General features: G+C 70.1%; 21 protein-coding genes. 6 read left to right on the forward strand and 15 right to left on the reverse strand.

Annotation, left to right across the window (positions count from 1 at the left end; translation table 11 throughout):
- Positions 1 to 29 precede the first annotated feature (29 nt).
- Entirely contained in the window at positions 30 to 416 is a 387-nt protein-coding gene (locus RCP38_RS12695; protein ID WP_308473304.1) for a DUF2237 family protein, read from the forward strand.
- A gap of 32 nt (positions 417 to 448) precedes the next feature.
- On the opposite strand, the gene RCP38_RS12700 is transcribed toward RCP38_RS12695, so the two are convergent.
- From RCP38_RS12700 to gatC, 4 genes are all read right to left on the reverse strand, one after another.
- The gene (locus RCP38_RS12700) at positions 449 to 781 is read right to left on the reverse strand and encodes a hypothetical protein (protein ID WP_308473305.1); all 333 of its coding nucleotides are present in this window, start codon (positions 779 to 781) and stop codon (positions 449 to 451) included.
- 90 nt (positions 782 to 871) lie between these two features.
- Complete coding sequence (locus RCP38_RS12705) at positions 872 to 1,903, reverse strand: ATP-dependent 6-phosphofructokinase (protein ID WP_308473306.1); 1,032 nt, start codon at positions 1,901 to 1,903, stop codon at positions 872 to 874.
- Positions 1,904 to 1,940: 37 nt separating this feature from the next.
- Positions 1,941 to 3,422 carry an Asp-tRNA(Asn)/Glu-tRNA(Gln) amidotransferase subunit GatA gene (gene gatA / locus RCP38_RS12710; protein WP_308473307.1) on the reverse strand — a complete coding sequence of 494 codons (1,482 nt, stop codon included), beginning with the start codon at positions 3,420 to 3,422 and terminating at the stop codon, positions 1,941 to 1,943.
- Entirely contained in the window at positions 3,419 to 3,718 is a 300-nt protein-coding gene (gene gatC, locus RCP38_RS12715) for an Asp-tRNA(Asn)/Glu-tRNA(Gln) amidotransferase subunit GatC (RefSeq protein WP_308473308.1), read from the reverse strand. The genes gatA and gatC overlap by 4 nt, the downstream gene beginning before the upstream one ends.
- 79 nt (positions 3,719 to 3,797) lie before the next feature.
- Here gatC and RCP38_RS12720 point away from each other — a divergent pair, with 79 nt between their 5' ends.
- Positions 3,798 to 4,463 (forward strand): ACT domain-containing protein, encoded by a 666-nt coding sequence (locus tag RCP38_RS12720; protein WP_308477257.1) that lies wholly within the window; start codon positions 3,798 to 3,800, stop codon positions 4,461 to 4,463.
- Between the two features lie 5 nt (positions 4,464 to 4,468).
- Here RCP38_RS12720 and ligA read toward each other — a convergent pair whose 3' ends face one another.
- The gene (gene ligA / locus RCP38_RS12725; protein WP_308473309.1) at positions 4,469 to 6,559 is read right to left on the reverse strand and encodes an NAD-dependent DNA ligase LigA; all 2,091 of its coding nucleotides are present in this window, start codon (positions 6,557 to 6,559) and stop codon (positions 4,469 to 4,471) included.
- A gap of 33 nt (positions 6,560 to 6,592) precedes the next feature.
- Between ligA and RCP38_RS12730 the strand changes: the two genes are divergently transcribed.
- Entirely contained in the window at positions 6,593 to 6,988 is a 396-nt protein-coding gene (locus RCP38_RS12730; protein ID WP_308473310.1) for an MmcQ/YjbR family DNA-binding protein, read from the forward strand.
- Here the strand turns inward: RCP38_RS12730 and RCP38_RS12735 are convergent.
- Entirely contained in the window at positions 6,985 to 8,007 is a 1,023-nt protein-coding gene (locus tag RCP38_RS12735; protein ID WP_308473311.1) for a uroporphyrinogen decarboxylase/cobalamine-independent methonine synthase family protein, read from the reverse strand. The two genes, RCP38_RS12730 and RCP38_RS12735, sit on opposite strands and share 4 nt — an antisense overlap.
- A gap of 62 nt (positions 8,008 to 8,069) precedes the next feature.
- Here RCP38_RS12735 and RCP38_RS12740 point away from each other — a divergent pair, with 62 nt between their 5' ends.
- A complete protein-coding gene (locus RCP38_RS12740; RefSeq protein ID WP_308477259.1) occupies positions 8,070 to 8,693 on the forward strand; it encodes a sensor domain-containing protein in 624 nt (207 codons plus the stop codon).
- Positions 8,694 to 8,709: 16 nt separating this feature from the next.
- Here RCP38_RS12740 and mnmA read toward each other — a convergent pair whose 3' ends face one another.
- The 9 genes from mnmA to RCP38_RS12785 form a co-directional block, all read right to left on the reverse strand.
- Positions 8,710 to 9,786, reverse strand: a complete 1,077-nt coding sequence (mnmA, locus tag RCP38_RS12745) for a tRNA 2-thiouridine(34) synthase MnmA (RefSeq protein WP_308473312.1) — start codon at positions 9,784 to 9,786, stop codon at positions 8,710 to 8,712.
- Entirely contained in the window at positions 9,783 to 10,967 is a 1,185-nt protein-coding gene (locus tag RCP38_RS12750; protein ID WP_308473313.1) for a cysteine desulfurase family protein, read from the reverse strand. Before RCP38_RS12750 ends, mnmA begins: the two co-directional genes overlap by 4 nt.
- Positions 10,968 to 11,031: 64 nt before the next feature.
- Complete coding sequence (locus RCP38_RS12755) at positions 11,032 to 11,814, reverse strand: lysophospholipid acyltransferase family protein (protein ID WP_308477261.1); 783 nt, start codon at positions 11,812 to 11,814, stop codon at positions 11,032 to 11,034.
- Positions 11,815 to 11,846: 32 nt separating this feature from the next.
- Complete coding sequence (locus RCP38_RS12760) at positions 11,847 to 12,698, reverse strand: GNAT family N-acetyltransferase (protein ID WP_308473314.1); 852 nt, start codon at positions 12,696 to 12,698, stop codon at positions 11,847 to 11,849.
- Between the two features lie 117 nt (positions 12,699 to 12,815).
- Complete coding sequence (locus RCP38_RS12765) at positions 12,816 to 13,544, reverse strand: SDR family NAD(P)-dependent oxidoreductase (protein WP_308473315.1); 729 nt, start codon at positions 13,542 to 13,544, stop codon at positions 12,816 to 12,818.
- A complete protein-coding gene (locus RCP38_RS12770) occupies positions 13,541 to 14,281 on the reverse strand; it encodes an SDR family oxidoreductase (protein ID WP_308473316.1) in 741 nt (246 codons plus the stop codon). The genes RCP38_RS12765 and RCP38_RS12770 overlap by 4 nt, the downstream gene beginning before the upstream one ends.
- 101 nt (positions 14,282 to 14,382) lie before the next feature.
- The gene (locus tag RCP38_RS12775) at positions 14,383 to 17,151 is read right to left on the reverse strand and encodes a helix-turn-helix transcriptional regulator (protein ID WP_373692354.1); all 2,769 of its coding nucleotides are present in this window, start codon (positions 17,149 to 17,151) and stop codon (positions 14,383 to 14,385) included.
- Positions 17,152 to 17,197: 46 nt separating this feature from the next.
- Positions 17,198 to 18,154 carry an electron transfer flavoprotein subunit alpha/FixB family protein gene (locus RCP38_RS12780; protein WP_308473318.1) on the reverse strand — a complete coding sequence of 319 codons (957 nt, stop codon included), beginning with the start codon at positions 18,152 to 18,154 and terminating at the stop codon, positions 17,198 to 17,200.
- 35 nt (positions 18,155 to 18,189) lie between these two features.
- Positions 18,190 to 18,981 carry an electron transfer flavoprotein subunit beta/FixA family protein gene (locus RCP38_RS12785; protein ID WP_308473319.1) on the reverse strand — a complete coding sequence of 264 codons (792 nt, stop codon included), beginning with the start codon at positions 18,979 to 18,981 and terminating at the stop codon, positions 18,190 to 18,192.
- A 196-nt stretch (positions 18,982 to 19,177) separates the two neighbouring features.
- Here RCP38_RS12785 and RCP38_RS12790 point away from each other — a divergent pair, with 196 nt between their 5' ends.
- Positions 19,178 to 19,975, forward strand: coding sequence for a class I SAM-dependent methyltransferase (locus RCP38_RS12790; protein ID WP_308473320.1), 798 nt, complete (start codon positions 19,178 to 19,180; stop codon positions 19,973 to 19,975).
- Positions 19,972 to 21,507: a glycoside hydrolase family 57 protein gene (locus RCP38_RS12795; protein WP_308473321.1), complete on the forward strand. Its 1,536-nt coding sequence runs from the start codon at positions 19,972 to 19,974 to the stop codon at positions 21,505 to 21,507. The genes RCP38_RS12790 and RCP38_RS12795 overlap by 4 nt, the downstream gene beginning before the upstream one ends.
- The last annotated feature ends 106 nt before the right edge of the window (positions 21,508 to 21,613 follow it).

A 21,613-nucleotide genomic window follows, 5' to 3' on the forward strand; every position in this document is an offset into this window, starting at 1 on the left:
GGTAGGCGAACCCGCCCTAAACTGACCCCATGCCCGACCGCAACGTACTGGGCGGCCCACTGGAGCCGTGCGGCAGCGACCCGATCACCGGCTTCTACCGCGACGGCTGCTGCTCATCGGGACCCGAGGACATCGGGTTGCACACCATCTGCGCGGTGGTGACCGGTGAATTCCTGGCCCACCAACGCTCGATCGGCAACGATCTGTCCACGCCGATGCCGGCCTACCGGTTTCCGGGACTGGAGCCCGGTGACCGCTGGTGCGTGACCGCCCGGAACTGGTTGCGGGCCCACCACGACGGCTGCGCGGCTCCGGTGGTGTTGGCCGCCACGCACGAACGCACCCTGGAAGTGGTGAGCCTGGACATCCTGGCGGATTACGCCGTCGATGTGCCGGATGACGCCAGCGGTCTGTGAGATCGGTTCCGGCCCAACGCCTTCGCGACCGGCTAGGCGCCCGGCGCCTGCTGTTGCTGGCGGTACTTGACGTACCAGACGAATTCATCGACCAGCGGGCCGTCTTCGGGGCATCCGGCCATCACCGACCCGGCCAGTAGCCGTCCGGTCTGGTTCTGCGGCAGTCCGCTGGTCGCCAGGATGTGGTCGACCGCGTGCTTGACACCCGCCAGATTCTGCTGCTCGTTGATGTAATCGCAGACCTCGCCACCGTGGTCGGCGATGTAATCACCGATCACGTCACCGCTCGCCTGGGCCGGTATGGACAGGACCAGTCCCATCGGCAGACCGAACAGCACCGCAGCAGACAACGCCGTCTTTCCCATACTCCACCTCCAGCCTTCGCATTTCGGGCAACAGTTGCACAACCCCTCAATTGTGCCGTCATTCGGTGGGGTTGTCACTTCGGCGACACGTCAGCCGAAAAAGGCCGCCGCGTCGTCGTATCGGCTCTGCGGGACGACCTTGAGCTGACGGACCGCATCGGCCAACGGAACCCGGCCGATCTCCTGGCCTCGCAGCGAAACCATCATCCCGTACTCGCCCGCATGCGCGGCGTCGGCGGCGTTCACTCCGAACCGGGTCGCGAGCACCCGGTCGTAGGCGGTCGGTGTGCCGCCCCGCTGCACATGGCCCAGCACGGTGGTCCGGACATCCTTCTTGACGCGTTTCTCGATCTCGACGGCCAACTGCGCGGCCACACCGGTGAACCGCTCGTGGCCGAACTCATCGACGCCGCCGGCCCGCAACTCCATCGAACCGGCCGCGGGCTTGGCTCCTTCGGCGACGACACAGATGAAATGCGACGAGCCGTGCTGGAAGCGCTGCTTGACCAGCCGGCACACCTCTTCGACGTCGAAGGGTTGCTCGGGGATCAGCGTCATGTGCGCGCCGGAGGCCACGCCGGCGTTGAGCGCGATCCAGCCGGCGTGGCGGCCCATCACCTCGACCAGCATCACCCGCTGATGTGATTCGGCGGTGGAGTGCAGGCGGTCGATCGCGTCGGTGGCGACCTGCAATGCGGTGTCGTGGCCGAACGTGACGTCGGTGCAATCGATGTCGTTGTCGATGGTCTTGGGCACGCCCACCACCGGGACGTTCTCCTGCGAGAGCCAATGCGCCGCAGTCAAAGTGCCCTCCCCGCCGATCGGGATGAGCACGTCGATGCCGTTGTCGTCCAGCGTGGCCTTGACCTGGTCCAGCCCCGCCCGCAGCTTGTCCGGATTGACCCGGGCGGTGCCGAGCATGGTGCCGCCCTTGGCCAGCAGCCGGTCGTTACGGTCGTCGTTGGCCAATTGGACGCGCCGGTTCTCCAGCAGACCGCGCCAGCCGTCTTGGAAGCCGACCACGCTCGAGCCGTAGCGGGCGTCGCAGGTGCGCACCACCGCCCTGATCACCGCGTTGAGGCCGGGACAGTCACCGCCGCCTGTGAGCACTCCGATCCGCATGACCCCATCTTGCCGGGGTCGGCGTCGTTACGCCGGGTTACAGCGCGGTCGGAAGTTCCCCGCGGGCGGCCTCGTAGGCCGCGCCCACCCGGTAGAGCCGGTCATCGGCCAGCGCCGGCGCCATGATCTGCAACCCCACCGGCAGCCCGTCGTCGCCGGAGAGCCCGGACGGCACGGACATGCCGCAGTGCCCGGCCAGGTTCAGCGGCAGCGTGCACAGGTCGAACAGGTACATCGCCAGCGGGTCGTCGACCTTCTCCCCGAGCCGGAACGCGGTGGTGGGTGTGGTCGGGGAGATCAGCACGTCGACGGACTCGTATGCCTTGTCCAGGTCGCGGGCGATCAGCGTGCGCACCTTCTGCGCCTGGTTGTAGTAGGCGTCGTAGTAGCCCGCCGACAGCGCGTAGGTGCCCAGCATGATGCGTCGCTTGACCTCCGGACCGAAGCCGGCCGCCCGGGTCAGCGCCATCACCTCCTCGGCGCTGTGGGTGCCGTCGTCGCCGACCCGCAGCCCGAAGCGCATCGCGTCGAAGCGGGCCAGGTTGGAGGAGACCTCCGACGGCAGGATCAGGTAGTAGGCACTCAGCGAGTAGTCGAAGTGCGGGCAGTCCACCTCGGTGATCTGCGCGCCCAGTGCGGTGAGCTGTTCGACGGCGGTGTTGAACGATGCGAGCACACCGGGCTGGTAGCCCTCCCCGGTGTGCAGCTGGCGCACCACTCCGATCCGCACCCCGGACAGGTCACCGCTCGCCCCGGCACGCGCGGCGCCGACGACGTCGGGCACGGCCACGTTCAGCGAGGTGGAGTCACGCGGGTCGTAACCGGCGATCACCGAGTGCAGCAGTGCGGTGTCGGCCACGGTGCGCGCGCACGGGCCACCCTGGTCCAGCGACGAGGCGCACGCCACCAGCCCGTAACGGCTGACGGTGCCGTAGGTGGGCTTGACCCCGACGGTGGCGGTCAACGCGGCCGGCTGGCGGATCGAGCCACCGGTGTCGGTGCCGATGGCCAGCGGCGCCTGGAAGGCCGCCAGCGCCGCGGCGCTGCCGCCGCCGGAGCCGCCCGGCACCCGCTCGACGTCCCACGGGTTACGGGTCGGGCCGTATGCGGAGTTCTCCGTGGAGGAGCCCATCGCGAACTCGTCCATGTTGGTCTTGCCCAGAATCGGAATACCGGCCGCGCGCAACCGTGCGGTGACGGTCGCGTCGTAGGGGGCCCGCCAGCCTTCCAGGATCTTCGACCCGCAGGTGGTGGGTGCATCCACGGTGGTGAACACGTCCTTGAGCGCCAACGGCACCCCGGTCAGCGGCGACGGCGCCGCACCGGCGGCGATGGCCTGGTCTGCGGCCTCGGCGGCGGCCAGCGCCTCCTCGGCGCCGACGTGCAGAAACGCGCCGTAGCGTTCATCGGTGGCCTCGATCTGATCGAGGTGGGCCCGGGTGACCTCCACCGAGGAGACCTCGCGCGCGGCGATACGGGCGGCCAGCGTGGCGGCGTCGGATCGGATCAAGTCGGTCACTGGCTCTCCCCCAGGATCTGCGGGACCGCGAAGCGGTTCTCGGCGGTACGCGGCGCGGCGGCCAGTGCCTCGGCCTGGGTCAGGCTGGCCACCGTCTCATCGGGCCGGGTGACGTTGACGGCCTTCAACGGATTGTCGGTGGCTTCGACGCCGGTGACGTCGACGGACTGAATCGTGCTGACATGGGTCAGGATCGCATCGAGTTGGCCGGCGAAGCCGTCCAGCTCGGCATCGGTCAACGCCAGCCGGGCCAGCCGGGCCAGGTGCGCTACGTCGTCACGGGAGATCTGGGACACGACTGGCAAGCCTAGTCCCCACCGTTGGTGTCGCCGGCGTCACGTTCGGCGATGTGGGGCCGCTGTGGGAAAGTTGCCCATGCCCTCCTATCTGCTCCGCGTCGAACTCGACGACCGTCCCGGCAGCCTCGGCGCGCTCGCCGTGGGTCTGGGTTCGGTGGGTGCCGACATCCTCTCGCTCGACGTGGTGGAGCGCGGCAGTGGCGCGGCGATCGACGACCTGGTGGTCGAGTTGCCGCAGGGCTCGATGCCGGACGTGCTGATCACCGCCGCCGAGCGACTCCCCGGGGTGCGGGTGCACAGCGTCCGTCCGCATACCGGGCTGTTGGATGCGCACCGCGAACTCGAACTCATCGACCACGTGGCGGCTGCCGGTGATCGTGCCGCCAAGCTGCAGAAACTGGCCGATGAAGCACCGCGGGTACTGCGGGTCAGTTGGTGCGCGGTGCTGCGCAGCGAGGGGAACGACGGGGAGTTCCGCCGCCTGGCTGCCAGTGCGGGTGCCCCGGAGACCAGTGTGAGCGCGGTGCCCTGGCTGCCGATCGAGCAGGCCACCGCCTTGGACAACACCGCCGACTGGGTACCGGCGGTGTGGCAGGAGATGGATGTCGCGTTGGCCACCGCGCCACTGGGCAACCCACGCACCGCGGTGGTGCTGGGCCGCACCGGGGGTCCGGCGTTCCTGCCCGCCGAGGTGGTCCGGCTGGGCTATCTGGCCGGGATCGTGGCGACGCTGTTGCGCTGACGGAGCTAGGACGGATCGCCGGAATCGGCGGAGACGTCGGGCCCGTTCGCCAGCAACGCCCGGAACCCGTCCTCGTCGAGAATCGGCACCCCGAGCTCGACGGCCTTGTCGTACTTGGAGCCGGGCGCATCGCCGGCCACCACGTAGGCGGTCTTCTTCGACACCGAACCGGCGGCCTTGCCGCCACGGACGATGATCGCCTCCTTGGCCTGGTCGCGGGAGAATCCGGTCAGCGAGCCGGTGACGACGATGCTCAACCCCTCCAGGGTGCGTTCGATGCTCGCGTCGCGCTCATCGGCCATCCGCACCCCGGCGTCGCGCCACTTGTCGACGATGGCCCGGTGCCAGTCGACGTCGAACCATTCGGTGACCGCGGCGGCGATGGTGGGTCCCACCCCCTCGACGGCGGCCAGCTGCTCGGTGGATGCCCCGGTGATGGCGTCGAGTTCACCGAATTCCGTTGCCAGCGCGCGCGCCGCGGTCGGTCCGACGTGGCGGATCGACAGCGCGACCAGCACCCGCCACAGCGGCTGGGCCTTGGCCTTGTCCAGATTGGTCAGCAGCGCTTGGCCGTTCTTGGACAGCACGCCCTTCTGCGTGGTGAACAGGTCGGTGCGCAGCAGGTCCTCTTCGGTGAGGGTGAACAGGTCGCCTTCATCGGCGATGACGCCGGCGGTCAGTAACGCGGTCGCCGCTTCGTAGCCGAGGGCTTCGATGTCGAAGGCACCGCGTCCGGCGACGTGAAACACCCGCTCGCGCAGCTGCGCCGGGCAGTACCGAGAGTTGGGGCAGCGGATGTCGACATCGGCCTCCTTGGCCGGGGCGAGTTCGGTGCCGCATTCGGGACATGTTGTGGGCATGATGAATTCGCGTTCGGTGCCGTCGCGCAGGTCGACGACCGGGCCGAGCACCTCGGGAATGACGTCGCCGGCCTTGCGGATCACCACGGTGTCACCGATCAACACACCTTTGCGTTTGACCTCCGAGGCGTTGTGCAGAGTCGCCTGTGCCACCGTGGATCCGGCGACCTTGACCGGAGTCATGTCGGCGTAGGGGGTGACCCGCCCGGTGCGGCCGACACCCACCTTGATGTCCAGCAGTTTGGTCTGTGCCTCCTCCGGCGGGTACTTGTAGGCCACCGCCCAGCGCGGCACCCGGGAGGTCGCGCCGAGCCGGCGTTGCAGGCTCCGGTCGTCGACTTTGACGACCACGCCGTCGATTTCATGCTCGACGTCGTGGCGGTGCTCACCCCAGTAGGTGATCTTCTCGGCGACGGCGGCCATGCCCTCGACCCGGCTGGTGTGGGTGGAGACCGGCAATCCCCAGGCCTTCATCGCCAGGTAGGCGTCGTGCAGCGTGTCCGGGTTGAAGCCCTCGGTGTAGCCGAGACCGTGGCAGACCATCCGCAGATTGCGCCGAGCGGTGACCGCCGGGTTCTTCTGTCGCAGCGAACCGGCCGCACTGTTGCGCGGATTGGCGAACGGCGGTTTCCCCTCTTCCACCAGGCCGGCGTTGAGGGTTTCGAAATCCTCCAGCCGGAAGTACACCTCGCCGCGCACCTCCAACACGGCCGGAATCGGGAAATCGGTGTGGGGGGTGAGGTATTCGGGGACGTCGACGATGGTGCGCGCGTTCAGCGTCACGTCTTCGCCGACCCGGCCGTCGCCGCGGGTGGCCCCGCTGTGCAACCGGCCGTCGCGGTAGACCAGGCCCAGCGCCACCCCGTCGACCTTGAGTTCGCACAGGTAGGCGGTGTCGCCGCCGATCTCACCGATGACCCGGCCGCCCCAGGCGGTCAGTTCGTCGGCGGAGAACACGTCCTCCAGTGACAGCATCCGCTCCAGATGCTCCGACGGGTGGAACTCGGTGGTGAACCCGGCACCGCCCACCAGTTGGGTCGGCGAGTCGGCGGTGCGCAGTTCGGGGTGCTGGTCCTCCAGCGCGAGCAGCGCGTTGAACAGTTGGTCGAAGTCGCCGTCGGTGATGACCGGCGCGTCTTTGATGTAGTAGCGGAACTGATGCTCGCGTACTTCCTCCGCCAGGTCATGCCACTGTCGGCGGAGTTCCGGGGGCACACTGTCGGGCTCTGGGCTCACCCTGGCAGGTTATCGGCTGGCTACCCTGGCGGCATGCCACACCCGAGCATGTACCGCGACGACGACCCCGGGCTGGCCGAGCTCAGGAAGATCGCGCTGGGCTTTCCCGAGGCGTGCGAAAAGATCTCCCACGGTCGCCCGGTGTTCTGCGCCCCGAAGATGTTCGCGATCTACGGCGGCAGCTCCAAGGCCACCGGCACGATGGTGGGCTACCCGCACGCGGCGCTGATCAAGGTCGAGGAATCCGAGCGGCGTGCACTCCAGCAGGATCGACGTTTCTTCTATCCCGCCTACCTGGGACCGTCGGGGTGGCTGGGACTGGATTTCGATGCGGCACCGGTGGACTGGGTCGAAGTCGGTGAGCTGATCGACGCGTCGTTCCGGTTGGTCGCTTCACAGCGGTTGATCCGGCTGCTCGACGGGCGCTAAGCGCCGGCAATCGCCTCGGGATCGGTGGCCAGCACTTCGCCCACTTTGCCGGCCAGTCCCATCGCGGTGCGCGCCCAAGCCGAGGTCGCCCCGGCCATCCCACAGACCGGGCTGATCCCGACCTGCCGGGTCAGCACCGAGCGGGGAAAGCCGATCCGGTCGGTGATCGCCACGACCGCGGCGGCCAGTTCCTCGACCGCGGGGCGCCGCGGCGGCGCCAGGGCCGGGATCAACCCCATCACCACGGTGCGGCCGGAGTCGAGGTAGGCGCCGATCTGGTCGTAGTCGGCAGGTTCCACTGCCGTGCAGTCCACAGACAGCGCCGTGATCCTGCTGCGCTGCAACACGTTCCAGGGGAGATCGGAGGCACAACTGTGCACCATCACCTCGCCGCCGATCGTCTCGGCGCAGTCGTCGAGCAGTGTCGTGGCCACCGCTTCGTCGATGGCGGCCACCGGGCTCAGTGCGGTCACCCCGGTCAGTCGCCCGGCCACCGCGGCGGCCAGGGACGGCTCGTCGAGTTGCACCACCACCGGGGTGTCGAGCCGGCGCGCCAGGTCCGCCCGGTGTGTCTTGACCCCCTCGGCCAGCGATGCGGCCAGATCCCGAAGTGCTCCGCCGTCGGTGATCGCGCGGTGCCCGTTCGCCAATTCCACCTGAGCGGCCAGCGTCAACGGCCCCGGCGCCTGCACCTTGACCGGATGCCCGCCGCCCCGCAGTCCGGCGATCTCCCAGGCCTCCTCGAGGGCGTCGGTGTCCTCACCGAGCAGGCTTACCGCGCGCCGGGTCACCGCACCCGCACGACCGGTCAGTCGGTACCCCCGCGGGGCGGTATCCAAGGCGATGTCGACCAGCAACGCACCGGCCCGGCCGATCATGTCCGCGCCCACCCCGCGGCCCGGCAACTCGGCCAGGTGCGCCAGGCCGCCGCCCAGTTCACCGACGATCACCTCGGCGGCAGCGCGGGCCGACGTGCCCGGCCACGACCCCAATCCGGTACCGGTGGCGAAAGAACTCACCGGTCAACCGTATTGAAGCGGCCGGACCTGTGTCCCGGCGGGCTAGCCTTCATCGGGTGAGGATGTCGCGGCTGACGCCGATCTGGGCCTGCACGGTGATGCTGGCCGGCTGCAGCCGCCTGGTGGGCGGCATGGCCCTGCCCCCGGCGGTCCCGCCGGTGCCCGACGGCGCGGTGGATGCGGGCCGGATCATGCTCGGCACCCCCCGGATGCGGGCGATCATGGGTACCGACGAGCGGCTCACGATCATCCCGACCATGGACACCACCGGCCCGGTGGATGTCGACGAACTCGCCGCCGCCGTGCCACCGGCGTGCCGGTTCATCTATGCCGAGACCGCGGTGTTCGGCTCCACGACGCTGCGTTTCCACAAGATCACCTACCAGTACCCGCCCCGGCCCGCGATGGTGTCGCAGGGCGCGGCCGTCTATCCCGATGCCGACTCGGCACGACATGCCTTCGACGGCCTGACCGCCGCGGTCGCCGAGTGCTCGGAGAGTCCCGGCGGACCGGGCCTGGTCGGAGACTGGAGTGCCGACGAGCAGTTCCTGCGGACTCAGGCGGGTGCCTGCGGGCGGGCGTACCAGGTCAAATCGGTGGTGCTGCTGGAGGTCACCTACTGCGGCTTCTCCGACTCCGACGCCGAACTGGTGCTCACGAACATGGCGGCCGAGGTACCCGGTTAACGCCGCCGGCGCGCGGTCACACCCCGGTGTGGGAGATCGTCGCGCTGGCGATCACCTCGTCACCGGCCGGATCCGGGCGGTAGCAGGCCAGCGTCTGCCCCGCCGCCACGCCGCGCAACGGCTGGTGCAGTCGGACCTGCAGCGCGTCACCGACCAGTTCGGCCGACGCACCGACGGTCTCGCCGTGCGCGCGCACCTGCACCTCGCACTCGACCGGGCCGTGCCACGGCCGCCCCGAGGTGAACACCGGGGCGCGCCCGGTCAGCTCCCGCACATCCAGGTCTGCGGCCGATCCGACGGTGACGGTTCCGGTGGACGCGTCGATCCCGGTCACGTAGCGGGGTTGTCCGTCCGGGCCCGGACCCGCGATGCCCAGGCCTTTGCGCTGGCCGATGGTGAAACCGTGCACGCCGTCGTGTTCGGCCAGAACCGCCCCGCCGGTGTCCACCACGGCGCCGGGCCGCACCCCGATGTGGCCGCCGAGGAAGGTGCGGGTGTCGCCGGTGGGGATGAAGCAGATGTCGTGACTGTCGGGCTTGCTTGCCACCGCCAGCCCGCGTTCGGCGGCTTCGGCACGGATCTGCGGTTTAGGGGTGTCCCCGATCGGGAACGCGGCATGGCTCAACTGCTCGGCGGTCAGCACCGCCAGCACATAGGACTGGTCCTTGTCGGCGTCCACCGCGCGACGCAGTCGCCCGTCGTCGAGGCGGGCGTAGTGGCCGGTGGCCACCAGGTCGAAGCCGAGCACCAGGGCGCGGGCGGCGACGGCGGAGAATTTGATCTTCTCGTTGCATCGCATGCACGGATTGGGTGTCTCACCGCGGGCGTAGGAGACGACGAAGTCATCGATCACCTCCTCCTTGAACTGCTCGGAGAAGTCCCAGACGTAGAACGGGATCCCGAGCACGTCGGCGACCCGCCGGGCGTCGTCGGAGTCCTCCCGCGAGCAGCATCCGCGCGACCCGGTGCGCAGCGTTCCGGGGTTGCGCGACAGCGCCAGGTGCACGCCCACCACGTCGTGGCCGGCGTCGACCATCCGGGCCGCGGCGACCGAGGAGTCCACCCCGCCGCTCATCGCCACGATCACCCTCATCGGACCACCCCCGCGGCGGCGAGCATGGCCTGCCTGGCCCGATCGACCGCCCCCGGAAGCACCGCCAGGACGGCGTCCACGTCGCTGTCGACACTGGTGTGCCCCAACGACAGTCGCAGTGAGCCGCGGGCCGCCGCGGGGTCGGCGCCCATCGCGATCAGCACATGGGAGGGTTGCGGCACTCCGGCGGTGCATGCCGAACCGGTGGAGCACTCGATACCGTTGGCGTCCAACAGCATCAGCAGCGAATCGCCTTCGCAGCCGGTGAAGGTGAAGTGCGCGTTGCCGGGCAGGCGTCGGGTGCGTGATCCGTTGACCCGGGTCTCGGCGATACCGGAGAGCACGCCGTCGATGAGCCGGTCGCGCAGGGCGGCGATCCGCGCGGCGGTGGAGTCCAGCGTGTCCACCGCGACCCGAAGTGCCGCTGCCATCCCGACTGTCCCGGCGACATCGGGTGTGCCGGAACGGATATCGCGCTCCTGCCCCCCGCCGTGGGTGAGCGGAACGCAGGAGATGTCGCGGCGCACCAGCAGCGCGCCGGTTCCACAGGGTCCGCCGAATTTGTGTGCGGTCAGGCTCAGCGCCGCCAGCCCGCTGGCACCGAAGTCGACCGGCAGCGCGCCGACCGCCTGCACCGCGTCGGAGTGCATGGGGACGTCGAATTCTGCGGCGACCGCCGCAAGTTCTTCGATCGGCAGCACGGTGCCGACCTCGTTGTTGGCCCACATCGCGGTGATCAGTGCCACGTCGTCGGCGCGGCCGCCGTCGAGTTCGTCGCGCAGGGCATCCGGTGACACCGATCCATCGGCATCGGTGGGCAACCAGGTGATCTCGGCGCCCTCGTGTTCGGCGAGCCAGTTCACCGAATCCAGCACCGCGTGATGCTCGACTTCGGTGGTGATGATCCGGCGCCGGCCCGCGTCGGCGTCGCGCCGGGCCCAGTAGATGCCCTTGACCGCGAGGTTGTCGCTGTCGGTGCCGCCGGAGGTGAACACCACCTCCGAGGGGCGTGCCCCCAGTCCGGCGGCGATGGACTCCCGCGCCTCCTCCATCCGGCGGCGCGCCGCGCGACCCGCCGCATGCAGGGACGAGGCGTTGCCGACGGTCCCGAGCACAGCCGTCATCGCCTCGATGGCCTGCGGGAGCATCGGGGTGGTGGCGGCGTGGTCGAGGTACACCATGACCTGCTCAGACTACCGGGCCTGTCGTCGCCACCTCGGCGCGGCGGCGGGCCGCCGCCGCGAGTCAACAGGCGATACGGGCTCGTCGGTGCTGTCGCGCTCGCCGGCCCGCGGCCGCCTGACACCGCGCCGCGAGCTCGCGACGGTCGGTCCCGGGGAGTTGCAGGGCGGCGACGTGCACCCGGGCGACGGTGCGCCGCGCGGTGATCAGTCGGCGCATGGACGTCAGCAGGCCGTCGTCGCCGACGAAGGCAGGAACGGTCGAGGGCGAACCGTCGCGGTGGTGGTAGGTGAGCTGCAGGGGCTGCACCGGCCGCGAGGCATCGACCGCGGCCTGGAACATCGCCGGATAGAACCTGCCGTGGGCCCGCCCGCACCAGGTGGTGCCCTCGGGGAACGCCACGACCGTGCGGCCCGAACGCAATCGAGCCGCGACCGTGTCGACCACTTCCGGCAGGCCGCGCAGGCTGTCTCGCTCGATCGGGATGATCCGCATCAGCCGCGCCAGTGCGCCGATGCCCGGCCAGCCGATCAGGTCGGCCCGCGCCACGAACGTCCCCGGCGATACCGCACCGATGACGAAGACGTCCAGCCAGGACACGTGCGGGCTGACCACCAGCATGCCGCGCAGATTGCGCACCGGTCCGCCCGTCGTGCGGACCCGCACCCCGAAGCAGCGCAGCACCAGCCGACAGCAGCCGCGCTGTAGCCGAACGCGACCCGGGATCGGCACCGCCAGCAGCGGAAGCAGCGGTGCCAGCAGCACGATCATCGCCAGCCTCAGAGCCACCACCGGCGGAAACGCTCGCGCTCCCCCGTCCCGCACGCAGTCGGGGGTGCAGACCATGCGGGGTGCCCAGGCGTTGACAACCGGTTCGTTCACGCGTCCGCGGCGCTGTCGCCGGAGACCACTGTGGCCGCCGAGACCGACCGCAGCCGCCGCAGGTAGCGGGTGTCCGCGTCGCTGCGGCGCAACAGTGCCGGGAAGTCCCCCACCCCGAACTCCGGGTCGTGGGCCGGTTCGCCGCAGACCCGGGCCCCAAGCCGCAGGTAGCCGCGCAGCAGCGGGGGCATGCTCGGCCGGGCCGGGGGTGCGATCTCGTCGAGCCCCTTGCCGTCGACCACCACCGGCCGATACGGAGTCACCCGGTACGGGGAGTCGTGACGTCGCCGGACGAAGTCGCGCACGCCGCGGATCTGGCTGCCGGGGGCACCCTCGCCGCACACCGGCACCGACACGCAGCCGGCGATGTAGTCGTATTGGTAGCGGTCCAGGTAGGCCAGGATTCCGGCCCACATCAACAGCACCACGGCCCCGTTGCGGTGGCCGGGGCGGACTACCGCGCGGCCCATCTCCACCAGTGACGGACGCAGTGGATCCAGTGCGGTGACATCGAATTCGTTTGCGCTGTATAGGCCTCCGGCGGCGATGGCGCCGGTCGGCGGCAACATCCGGTAGCAGCCGACCAGCTCGCCGGTGCCCTCGTCACGCACCAGCAGGTGATCGCAGTATTCGTCGAACCGGTCGGCGTCCAGGCCGGGAACTCCGTCGGCCGAATCGGTGAGGCAGAACCCCGGCTCGGTGCTGAACACCTGGTGACGCAGCCGCTGTGCGGCCTCGATCAGGTCGGCGTCGGTGGACACCAGCAACGAGTAGCGGGGGGTGTCGGTCCCGGAAGCGGGAGTGTCGGTGGCGGGCTCGGGGGCGATGAGAACAGAACCGGTGCTCACATTCAGCACGGTCGCGCAGCCAGACTGCGACGAGGCAATCACCGCATGACGTGGGGATGCACGCTCGGTGACGAGTTGTGCCGCGGCGCCGGGCTGCAGCCTCGGCGACCGTTGCCGTCAGGCGGCGGCCCCGCCGCCGTCGGCGTGCAGCGTCGATCCGGTGATGAAGCTGGATCGCGGCGAGGCCAGAAAGAGCACTGCTTCGGCGATCTCGACGGGCCGCGCCGTGCGGCCCAGCGGAAGCGCCTGGCCCAGTTCGTCGTTGACGTCGCCCCATTCCGCGACCACCCCGTCGGTGGCGGTCGGCCCCGGGGCGACGCTGTTGACCCGCACGCCGGATGGCCCGAATTCGGCGGCCCAGGTCCGGGTCAACGACTCCAGGGCGGCTTTGGATGCGCTGTAGCTCGATGCGCCGGGTACCCCTTTGAACGCCACCATGGAGGTGACGTTGACGATGCTGCCGTGCCCGCGCCGCAACATGCCCGGGGCCAGCGCGGCGACCAGGAAATACGCGCCGCGCACGTTGGTGTCGAAGGTGGCCTCGAACGATGCGACGTCCTGTTCCACGGTCAGCGCGCCGGGGAAGCTGGCCGCGTTGTTCACCACGATGTCGACGCCGTCACCGCATTGCTGCACCAGGGATTTCACCGACGCCAGATCCGCCAGGTCCGCGGCCACGAATCGCACCCCCGCGCCGAGGTCGGCGACCGCCGCGGCGCCGCGATCGGCTGAGCGGCCGGTGATGATGACCGCGGCACCGTGCCGGGCCAGCAACCGCGCGGATTCCAACCCGATGCCCGCGGTTCCGCCGGTCACCAGCGCGGTCAGGCCCGCCAACTCTTTCACTGCGCCGCTTGCCAGTCGGCCAGGCGGGTGGTCGCCACCCTCGCGCCGTCGCCGGTGACCAGGAGTTCGCCCACCTTGGTGCCGAAGTAGACCGCCTCGGGGTCGACGACGATGGGCAGGGTCTCGCCGCGGTGGGCCAGCACCAGGGTGGCCAATTCGGCGAAGGTCATCTTCTGCGGGCCGCCGATGTCGACGATCCCGTCGGCCGGCGCGGCTTGGGCGGCGCGGGCCACCTCGGCCGCCACTTCGGCACCGGCGATGGGCTGGATCAGGCCGTCGGGTGCGCGGACCTGCCCGTCGACGGTGATCGAGGTGATGATTCCGTCGGCGAATTCGTGGAACTGCGTGGCGCGCACGATCGTGTAGGGCAGCCCGGATTCGGTGACGATGCGTTCCTGGGCCACCTTCGCGCGCATGTAGCCACTGTCGGGCAGTTCGTCGCAGTTCACGATAGACAACGCGACGTAGTGCCCCACGTCGGCGGCCTTGGCCGCCGCCACCTGGTTGGTGGTGGACCTGGTGAAGAAATCCAATACCGGGCCGTCGGAGAAGTCGGGTGAGTTGACCACGTCCACCAGTACGTCGGCGCCCGCCAACGCCTCGGCCAGGCCGTCACCGCTGAGCACATCGGCGCCGGTGTCGCGAGATGCCGCGACGGTCTCGTGGCCGGCGGCGCGCAGCAGCGCGACGACCTTGCCGCCGATCTGTCCGCTGGCACCCATCACTGTGATCTTCATTCTCAGCCACACCCTCTCGGTCCGCTCGCTTGCGATACCTCGAGCCTGGCACCCGGAGCCCGGTGGGGGTACCCCGGAAAGTCCGTAGTCCGCCGGGGCGTCTACCGCGTGATCGCCGCGTCGCGCAGTTGCCGGCGCGACCGGATGCCCAGCTTCGCGAAGACCTTCCGCAGGTGCCATTCCACGGTGTGGGCGCTGATGAACAACTGCGCCCCGATCTCGGCGTTGGTCAGACCCGCACCTGCCAACTCGGCGATCTGCTGTTCCTGGGGGGTCAGGGCTTCGCCACCGTCGACGACCCGGCTGGGGGCTTTGTCGCCGATCGCCTGTAGTTCGCGCCTGCTGCGCTGGGCGAAGGCCTGCGCACCGAAGCGGGCGAACATCTCGTGGGCGGTCCGCAGCTGGGTGCGCGCGTCGGTGCGCCGCTTCTCCCGTCGTAGCCATTCGCCGTACACCAGGTGCGCCCGCGCCAGATCCACCGCGATCCGGGTGCGTCCCAACCGCTCGACGGCCTCGCGGTAACGGGCCTCGGCGAGCGGCCCGTCGCACAGCAGCGCCCCGCAGCGGGCCAGCAGACCCAGGCCCCAGTCGGTGCCGCTCACCGTGGCGCGTTCCTGTAGTTGCGCCAGGGCTTCTTCGGCCAGTGCACGGTCACCGCAGCGTGCGCCGGCTTCCACCAGTTCGGCCAGGTTCATCCCGTACAGGCCGAGGTCTTCGTACTCCAGGACCGGGCGAAGCGCGTCGCAGGCCGCCTGGTAGCGCCCCAGGCCGTTGTACAGCACCGCGGAGGCGTAGCCGATCAGCGCGACCACGCGGCCCTCCCCGCGGGCCGCCCCGCTGCGCGCCGCGGTGTCGATCAGCGCGGTCGCCGTCGCCTCCTCGCCCGTCCATGCCGCCAACGCCAGCCCGTGGTAGCGCAGCGGTGTCTGGCCGGCCGCGGCGGACAGCGCGTCGGCGTCGGCGATCAACGCCTGTGCCGCGGCGAACTCACCCATCTGCAGGTGCACACCGGCGCGAGTCGCCAGCGCGGTGGGTAGCACGCCCAGCGCGCCGGTGTCGGTCGCGACCCGCACGGCCTGGGTGGCGATCCGATACCAGGACTCGTCGTCCCACAGGTCGTGCACGGCGGCCTCGTAGCCCACCGGGAAGGCCTGCCAGGACCAGGCCTCCGGGGTGAGGGCGGCGATCGCGGCGCGCAACGGCTCCCGGCCGGCCCGACAGCCGGCGCTGATGCGGGTGGCCAACCCGCGCAGCAACAGCGCGGCCGGCCGATCGGCGGTACCGGGCGTGCCGGCCGCCAGTGCCGCCGCGGTGTGGTGGCGTACCCGATCGCCGAAGGCACGTCCGGCATACATGGCCGCACTGACCGCTTCCAGCAGGGTCTGTTGCGCCATCTCCGGGTCAATCGATTCCAATTGACTTGCTGCGCTGAAGAATTGATGAACCGAATCCAGGATGGTGGGTGTATGGCCGCTGCCGCGGCCACGGGTGAATGCCAGTTGCGCCCGCATCCGGGCCAACCGGGCGAGCTGCCCGGCGTCCAGCGGAGACAACTCGGCGGTCGCCAGCAGTGCGCCGGCCGCATCGAGTTCGGCGACGGCGAGTTTGGCTTCGGCCGCGTCGAGTGCACGCGATCCGCGCCGCGCCGGGTCGGCGGTGAGCTCGGTGGCCCGCGCCAGGAACGCCGCCTCGGCCGCGGTGCCGCCGCGCAGCGCAGCCCGGCCCGCAGAGCGCTCCAGTTCGGTGGCGACCGATTCGTCGGGGCCGGCGGCCGCATGCGCGCGATGCCAGGCCCGCCGGTCGGGGTCGTGGGCGGGATCGGTGGCCTGCGCCAGGGCTCGGTGCGCTTCGCGGCGGTCCTGCAGGCGCGCCGCGCGGTAGACCGCCGAGCGCACCAGCGGGTGCCGGAACCGCACCCGCGCACCGACCTCGAGCAGGCCGGCTTCCTCGGCCGGGGCCAGGGTCGCGGTCGCCAGACCCGACACCCGGGCCGCACCCAGCAGCAACGTCACGTCCCCCACCGGTTCGGCCGCCGCGATCAGCATCAGTTGCCGGGTATCGTCGGGCAGCGCCTGAATCCTGGCCCGGTAGTGGCGTTCGAGCTGGCCGGCAACCGGTAGCACGTCCGGTCGGTGGTAGCCGCCGGCCAGTTCTGCCGCGGAAAGCCCGCGCGGTAGCTCCAGCAGTGCCAGCGGGTTGCCGTGCGTCTCGGCGACGATCCGGTCGGCCACCTGGGCGTCGATCCGGCCCGGCAACGCCGATTCGAGCAGCGCATGTGCGTCGGTGTCCGCCAGCCCGCGCAACATCAGTTTCGGCAGCCCGGTCAGGCCGTCGACCGGTTCGCGCAGCGCGAAGACCAGCGCGACGGGTTCGGCCAGCAGCCGGCGAGCCACGAACCCGAGGGTCTGGGCCGAGACCCGATCGAGCCACTGGGCATCGTCGACCAGGCAGAGCACCGGCTTCTGCACCGCCTGCCCGGCCAGCAGTCCCAGCACCGCCAATCCGGCCAGAAACCGGTCGGGGGTGGAGCCGCTGCTGGTACCGAAGGCGATGTCCAGCGCCGCACGCTGCGGTTCGGGCAGCTCCCCCATCCCGTCGCCCAGCGGAACGCACAGCTGCTGCAGCCCGGCGAACGCCAATTCCATGTCGGCTTCCACGCCGGCCGCCCGGATCACCTGGAAATCGGGCGCGGAGTCGGCCAGGTAGTTCAGCAGGGCGGTTTTGCCGATACCGGCCTCGCCGCGTAGCACCAGCACCCGACTGTGGCCGGTGCGGGCGGCGGTGAGCAGGTCGCGCAGTTGACCGCATTCGGTCTCCCGCCCGCGAAGAGTCCCCCGCAGGCCGGAGGTGTCCACAGCAGAAACCCCCATTTCGGATTCGAAATGGGGGTTTCGGCGACTGTTCACACAGTAGAAATTAACCCTTGCGGGCCTTGACCGCCTCAGTCAGCTGCGGGGCGACGTTGAACAGGTCACCCACGATGCCGTAGTCGGCGATCTCGAAGATCGGCGCCTCTTCGTCCTTGTTGACCACGACGATGGTCTTGGACGTCTGCATGCCGGCCCGGTGCTGGATGGCACCGGAGATGCCCAGCGCGATGTAGAGCTGCGGGGCGACCGTCTTGCCGGTCTGGCCGATCTGGAACTGGCCCGGGTAGTAGCCCGAGTCGACCGCGGCACGCGAGGCACCAACGGCCCCGCCGAGGGAGTCGGCGAGTTCTTCGACCACCGAGAAGCTCTCCGCACTACCGACACCGCGGCCACCGGAGACCACGATCGCGGCCTCGGTGAGCTCGGGACGGTCACCGGCCACGGCCGGCTGACGCGAGGTGATCTTGGTGGCGTTCTCCGCGGGGGCGGGAACCTCGACCGTGACCTGCTCACCGGCACCGGCGGCCGGGGCCGCCTCGATGGCACCGGCACGCACGGTGATGACCGGGGTGTCGCCGGTGGGCTCGGCCTCGACGGTGAAGGCACCACCGAAGATCGAGTGCACCACCTTGTTACCGGCCTTGACGGCGACCACGTCGACCAGCAGCCCCGAACCGATGCGGGCGGCCAGCCGACCGGCGACCTCCTTGCCGTTGGCGTTGGCGGCGATCAGCACCGCCGCCGGGGTGGCCGACTCGGCCAGTGCGGCCAGCACGTCCACGACCGGGGTGACCAGGTAGCTCTCCGCCACCTCGGACTCGGCGACGTAGATCTTGGCGGCGCCGGCCTCCTTCAGACCGTCGACCAGCGGGGCGGCGGTGCCGGGGGCACCGACGACGACCGCCGACGGCTCGCCGAGCTCACGCGCGGCGGTGATCAGTTCGGAGCTGACCTTTTTCAGCGCTCCATCAGCGTGCTCGACGAGCACAAGTACTTCAGCCATGTGTTTATCCGTCTTCTTCCAGGTCCGGGGATCGCTTAGATGATTTTCTGGCCGACCAGGTATTCGGCGATCTTGGTGCCGCCGTCGCCCTCGTCGGTGACCTTCTCGCCGGCGGTCTTCGGCGGCTTCGGGGTCGACCCGGTCACCTTGCAACCGGCGGTGGCGATGCCGACCTCGTCGGCCTCGACGCCGATCTCGGCCAGGGTGAGCACGGTGACTTCCTTCTTCTTGGCGGCCATGATGCCCTTGAAGGACGGGAAGCGCGGCTCGTTGATCCGCTCGGTGACACTGACCACGGCCGGCAGCGACGCCTCCAGGCCGAAGACGCCCTCGTCGGTCTCGCGCTCACCGGTGACCTTGTCGCCCTCGACGGTCAGGCTGCGCAGGTGGGTCAGCTGCGGCAGACCCAGGTACTCGGCGATGATCGCCGGAACCGCACCGCCGACACCGTCGGTGGACTCGTTGCCGGCGATGACCAGCTCGGTGCCCTCGATGGCGCCCAGGGCCCGGGCCAGCGCCCAACCGGTCTGGACGACGTCGGAGCCCTTCAGGCCGTCGTCGAGGATGTGCACGGCCTTGTCGGCACCCATCGACAGCGCCTTGCGGATCGCCTCGGTGGCGCGCTCCGGTCCGGCGGTCAGCACGGTCACAGTGCCTTCGGCGCCTTCGGCCTCACGGATCTGCAGCGCGGCTTCGACGGCCCGCTCGTTGATCTCATCGAGCACGGCGTCGGCAGCGTCACGGTCCAGAGTGAAGTCACCGTCGCTGAGCTTGCGCTCCGAGCCGGTGTCTGGGACCTGTTTGATCAGGACCACGATGTTCGTCATGAGAGTGGTTCGTCCTCCTCGAAGGGGTCCTGCGACGGCGGGCCGCAAGACGGGGCAGCGATTCACGCAGCCGCACCACCATGCTACTCGCCGGTAACTTAGTGCGGTTCGCCTGTACAGAGTAGCGGGTCGTGATATGGCCAGTGCGGGGTAGCCGGTTCGTGAACCGCGGCCTTCGCGTTAGCCTGCCTGTGCGATGAAATCTACGAAACCCGCCGGCGACCCCACCGGCACGCCGCCCGGCACCACCACGCTGCCGCTGACCGGGGAACGCACCATCCCCGGACTCGACGTCGAGAACTACTGGTTCCGGCGCCACGAGGTGGTCTATGAGCGGCTGGCACCGCGTTGCGTCGGCCGCACCGTCCTCGAGGCCGGTTGTGGCGAAGGTTACGGCGCCGACCTGATCGCGGGCGTGGCCGAGCGGGTGATCGGCCTGGACTACGACGACGCGGCGGTGGCTCACGTGCGGTCCCGCTACCCGCGGGTGGAGTCGATCCAGGGCAATCTCGCCGAACTGCCGCTGCCCGACGCCTCGGTGGACGTCGTGGTCAACTTCCAGGTGATCGAGCACCTGTGGGATCAGGCACAGTTCATCGGCGAATGCGCGCGGGTACTGCGGCCCGGCGGGGTGCTGATGATCTCGACCCCCAACCGGATCACGTTCTCCCCCGGGCGCGACACCCCCATCAACCCGTTCCACACCCGCGAACTCAACGCCGCCGAACTGACCGAACTGCTGGTCGAGGGCGGCTTCGCCATGGACGGCATGTTCGGGGTCTTTCACGGCCCGGCGTTGCAGGCGATGGATGCCCGGCACGGCGGCTCGATCATCGACGCCCAGATCGCCCGGGCGGTCGCCGACGCCCCCTGGCCGGCCGACCTGCTGGCCGACGTCGCGGCCGTGGACTGCGACGACTTCGACATCCTGGAAGCCACCGAACGCGACATCGATGACAGCCTCGATCTGGTGGCGATCGCGGTGCGACCGTGACGACGAAATCCGGCGGCCCGGTACCGGGCCTGTTCACGCTGGTCCTGCACACCCACCTGCCGTGGCTGGCCCACCACGGTCGTTGGCCGGTCGGCGAGGAATGGCTGTATCAATCCTGGTCGGCCGCCTATCTGCCGCTGATGCGGGTGTTGCGGACCCTGGCCGCCGAGGGACGACGACACCTGCTCACGCTCGGGGTCACTCCGGTGGTCGCCGCCCAGCTCGACGACCCGTACTGCCTCGACGGCATGCATCACTGGCTGGCGAACTGGCAACTGCGCGCCGAGCAGGCCACCACGCTGGCGGACCTGCGTCCGTTCGGGCTGCATGAACGCGCCGCCACCGAGCAGGCCCTCGAGGACTTCGCACTGCTGTGGCGGCACGGCGCCAGCCCGCTGCTGCGGGAGCTGGCGCAGGCCGAGACGGTGGAGCTGCTGGGCGGCCCGCTGGCCCATCCGTTCCAGCCACTGCTTGCGCCGCGGCTGCGTGACTTCGCGCTGCGTGAGGGGTTGGCCGACGCCCGGGCGCGGTTGGATCACCGTCCGACCGGCATCTGGGCGCCGGAGTGCGCCTACACGCCCGGGCTGGAACACGGTTACGCCGCCGCGGGGGTCTCGCACTTCATGGTCGACGGCCCGTCGCTGCACGGCGACACCGCGCTGGGCCGGCCCGTCGGGGACACCGACGTCATCGCGTTCGGCCGCGACCTGTCGGTCAGTTACCGGGTCTGGTCGCCGAAGTCGGGCTACCCCGGTCACGACGCCTACCGGGACTTCCACACCTACGACCACCGAACCGGCCTCAAGCCGTCCCGGGTGACCGGCCGCAACGTCTCCCCCGAGCAGAAGGCGCCGTACGACCCGCTGCGCGCCGATGCCGCGATCGACACCCACGTCGCCGATTTCGTCGAGGTGGTCCGCAACCGGCTGGTGAGCGAATCCGAACGCATCGGCCGGCCCGCGCACGTGGTCGCCGCATTCGATACCGAACTGTTCGGTCACTGGTGGTACGAGGGTCCGACCTGGCTGGCCAGGGTCCTGCGGGCACTGCCGGAGGCCGGTATTCGGGTGGGAACGCTCTCCGATGCGATCAACACCGGTTTCGTCGGTGAGTCCGTCGAGTTGCCGCCGGGTTCGTGGGGTTCGGGCAAGGACTGGCGGGTGTGGTCCGGCGACCAGGTCGCCGACCTGGTACAGCTGAACTCCGAGGTGGTGGAGACCGCGTTGAACGCCGTCGACAAGGCCTTGGCGCAGTCGGCGACGCCGTCGGGTCCGGTGCCCCGCGATCGGGTGGCCGACCAGATCCTGCGGGAAGCACTGCTGACGGTCTCCAGTGACTGGCCGTTCATGGTGAGCAAGGACTCCGCCGCCGAGTACGCCCGCTCACGCGCGCAGCTGCACGCGCACGCCACCCGGGAGATCTCCGACGCGCTGGCGGCCGGTCATCGCGAAACCGCGCAGCGCCTGGCCGACGGATGGAATAAGGCCGACGACCTGTTCGGCGCCCTGGATGCCCGTAGGCTGCCACGGTGACCCCCCGCTCCGCCCCCCGGCGCGCGTGTGCGCCTTCCCGGCCGGCACGCCGGGCCTCCGACCGCGTTTGCGCACCCTCGCACCAGCCTCGTCAGAACGGACCAGC

It is taken from the genome of Mycolicibacter sp. MU0083 (genome assembly GCF_963378075.1).
Lineage (GTDB): Bacteria > Actinomycetota > Actinomycetes > Mycobacteriales > Mycobacteriaceae > Mycobacterium > Mycobacterium kokjensenii.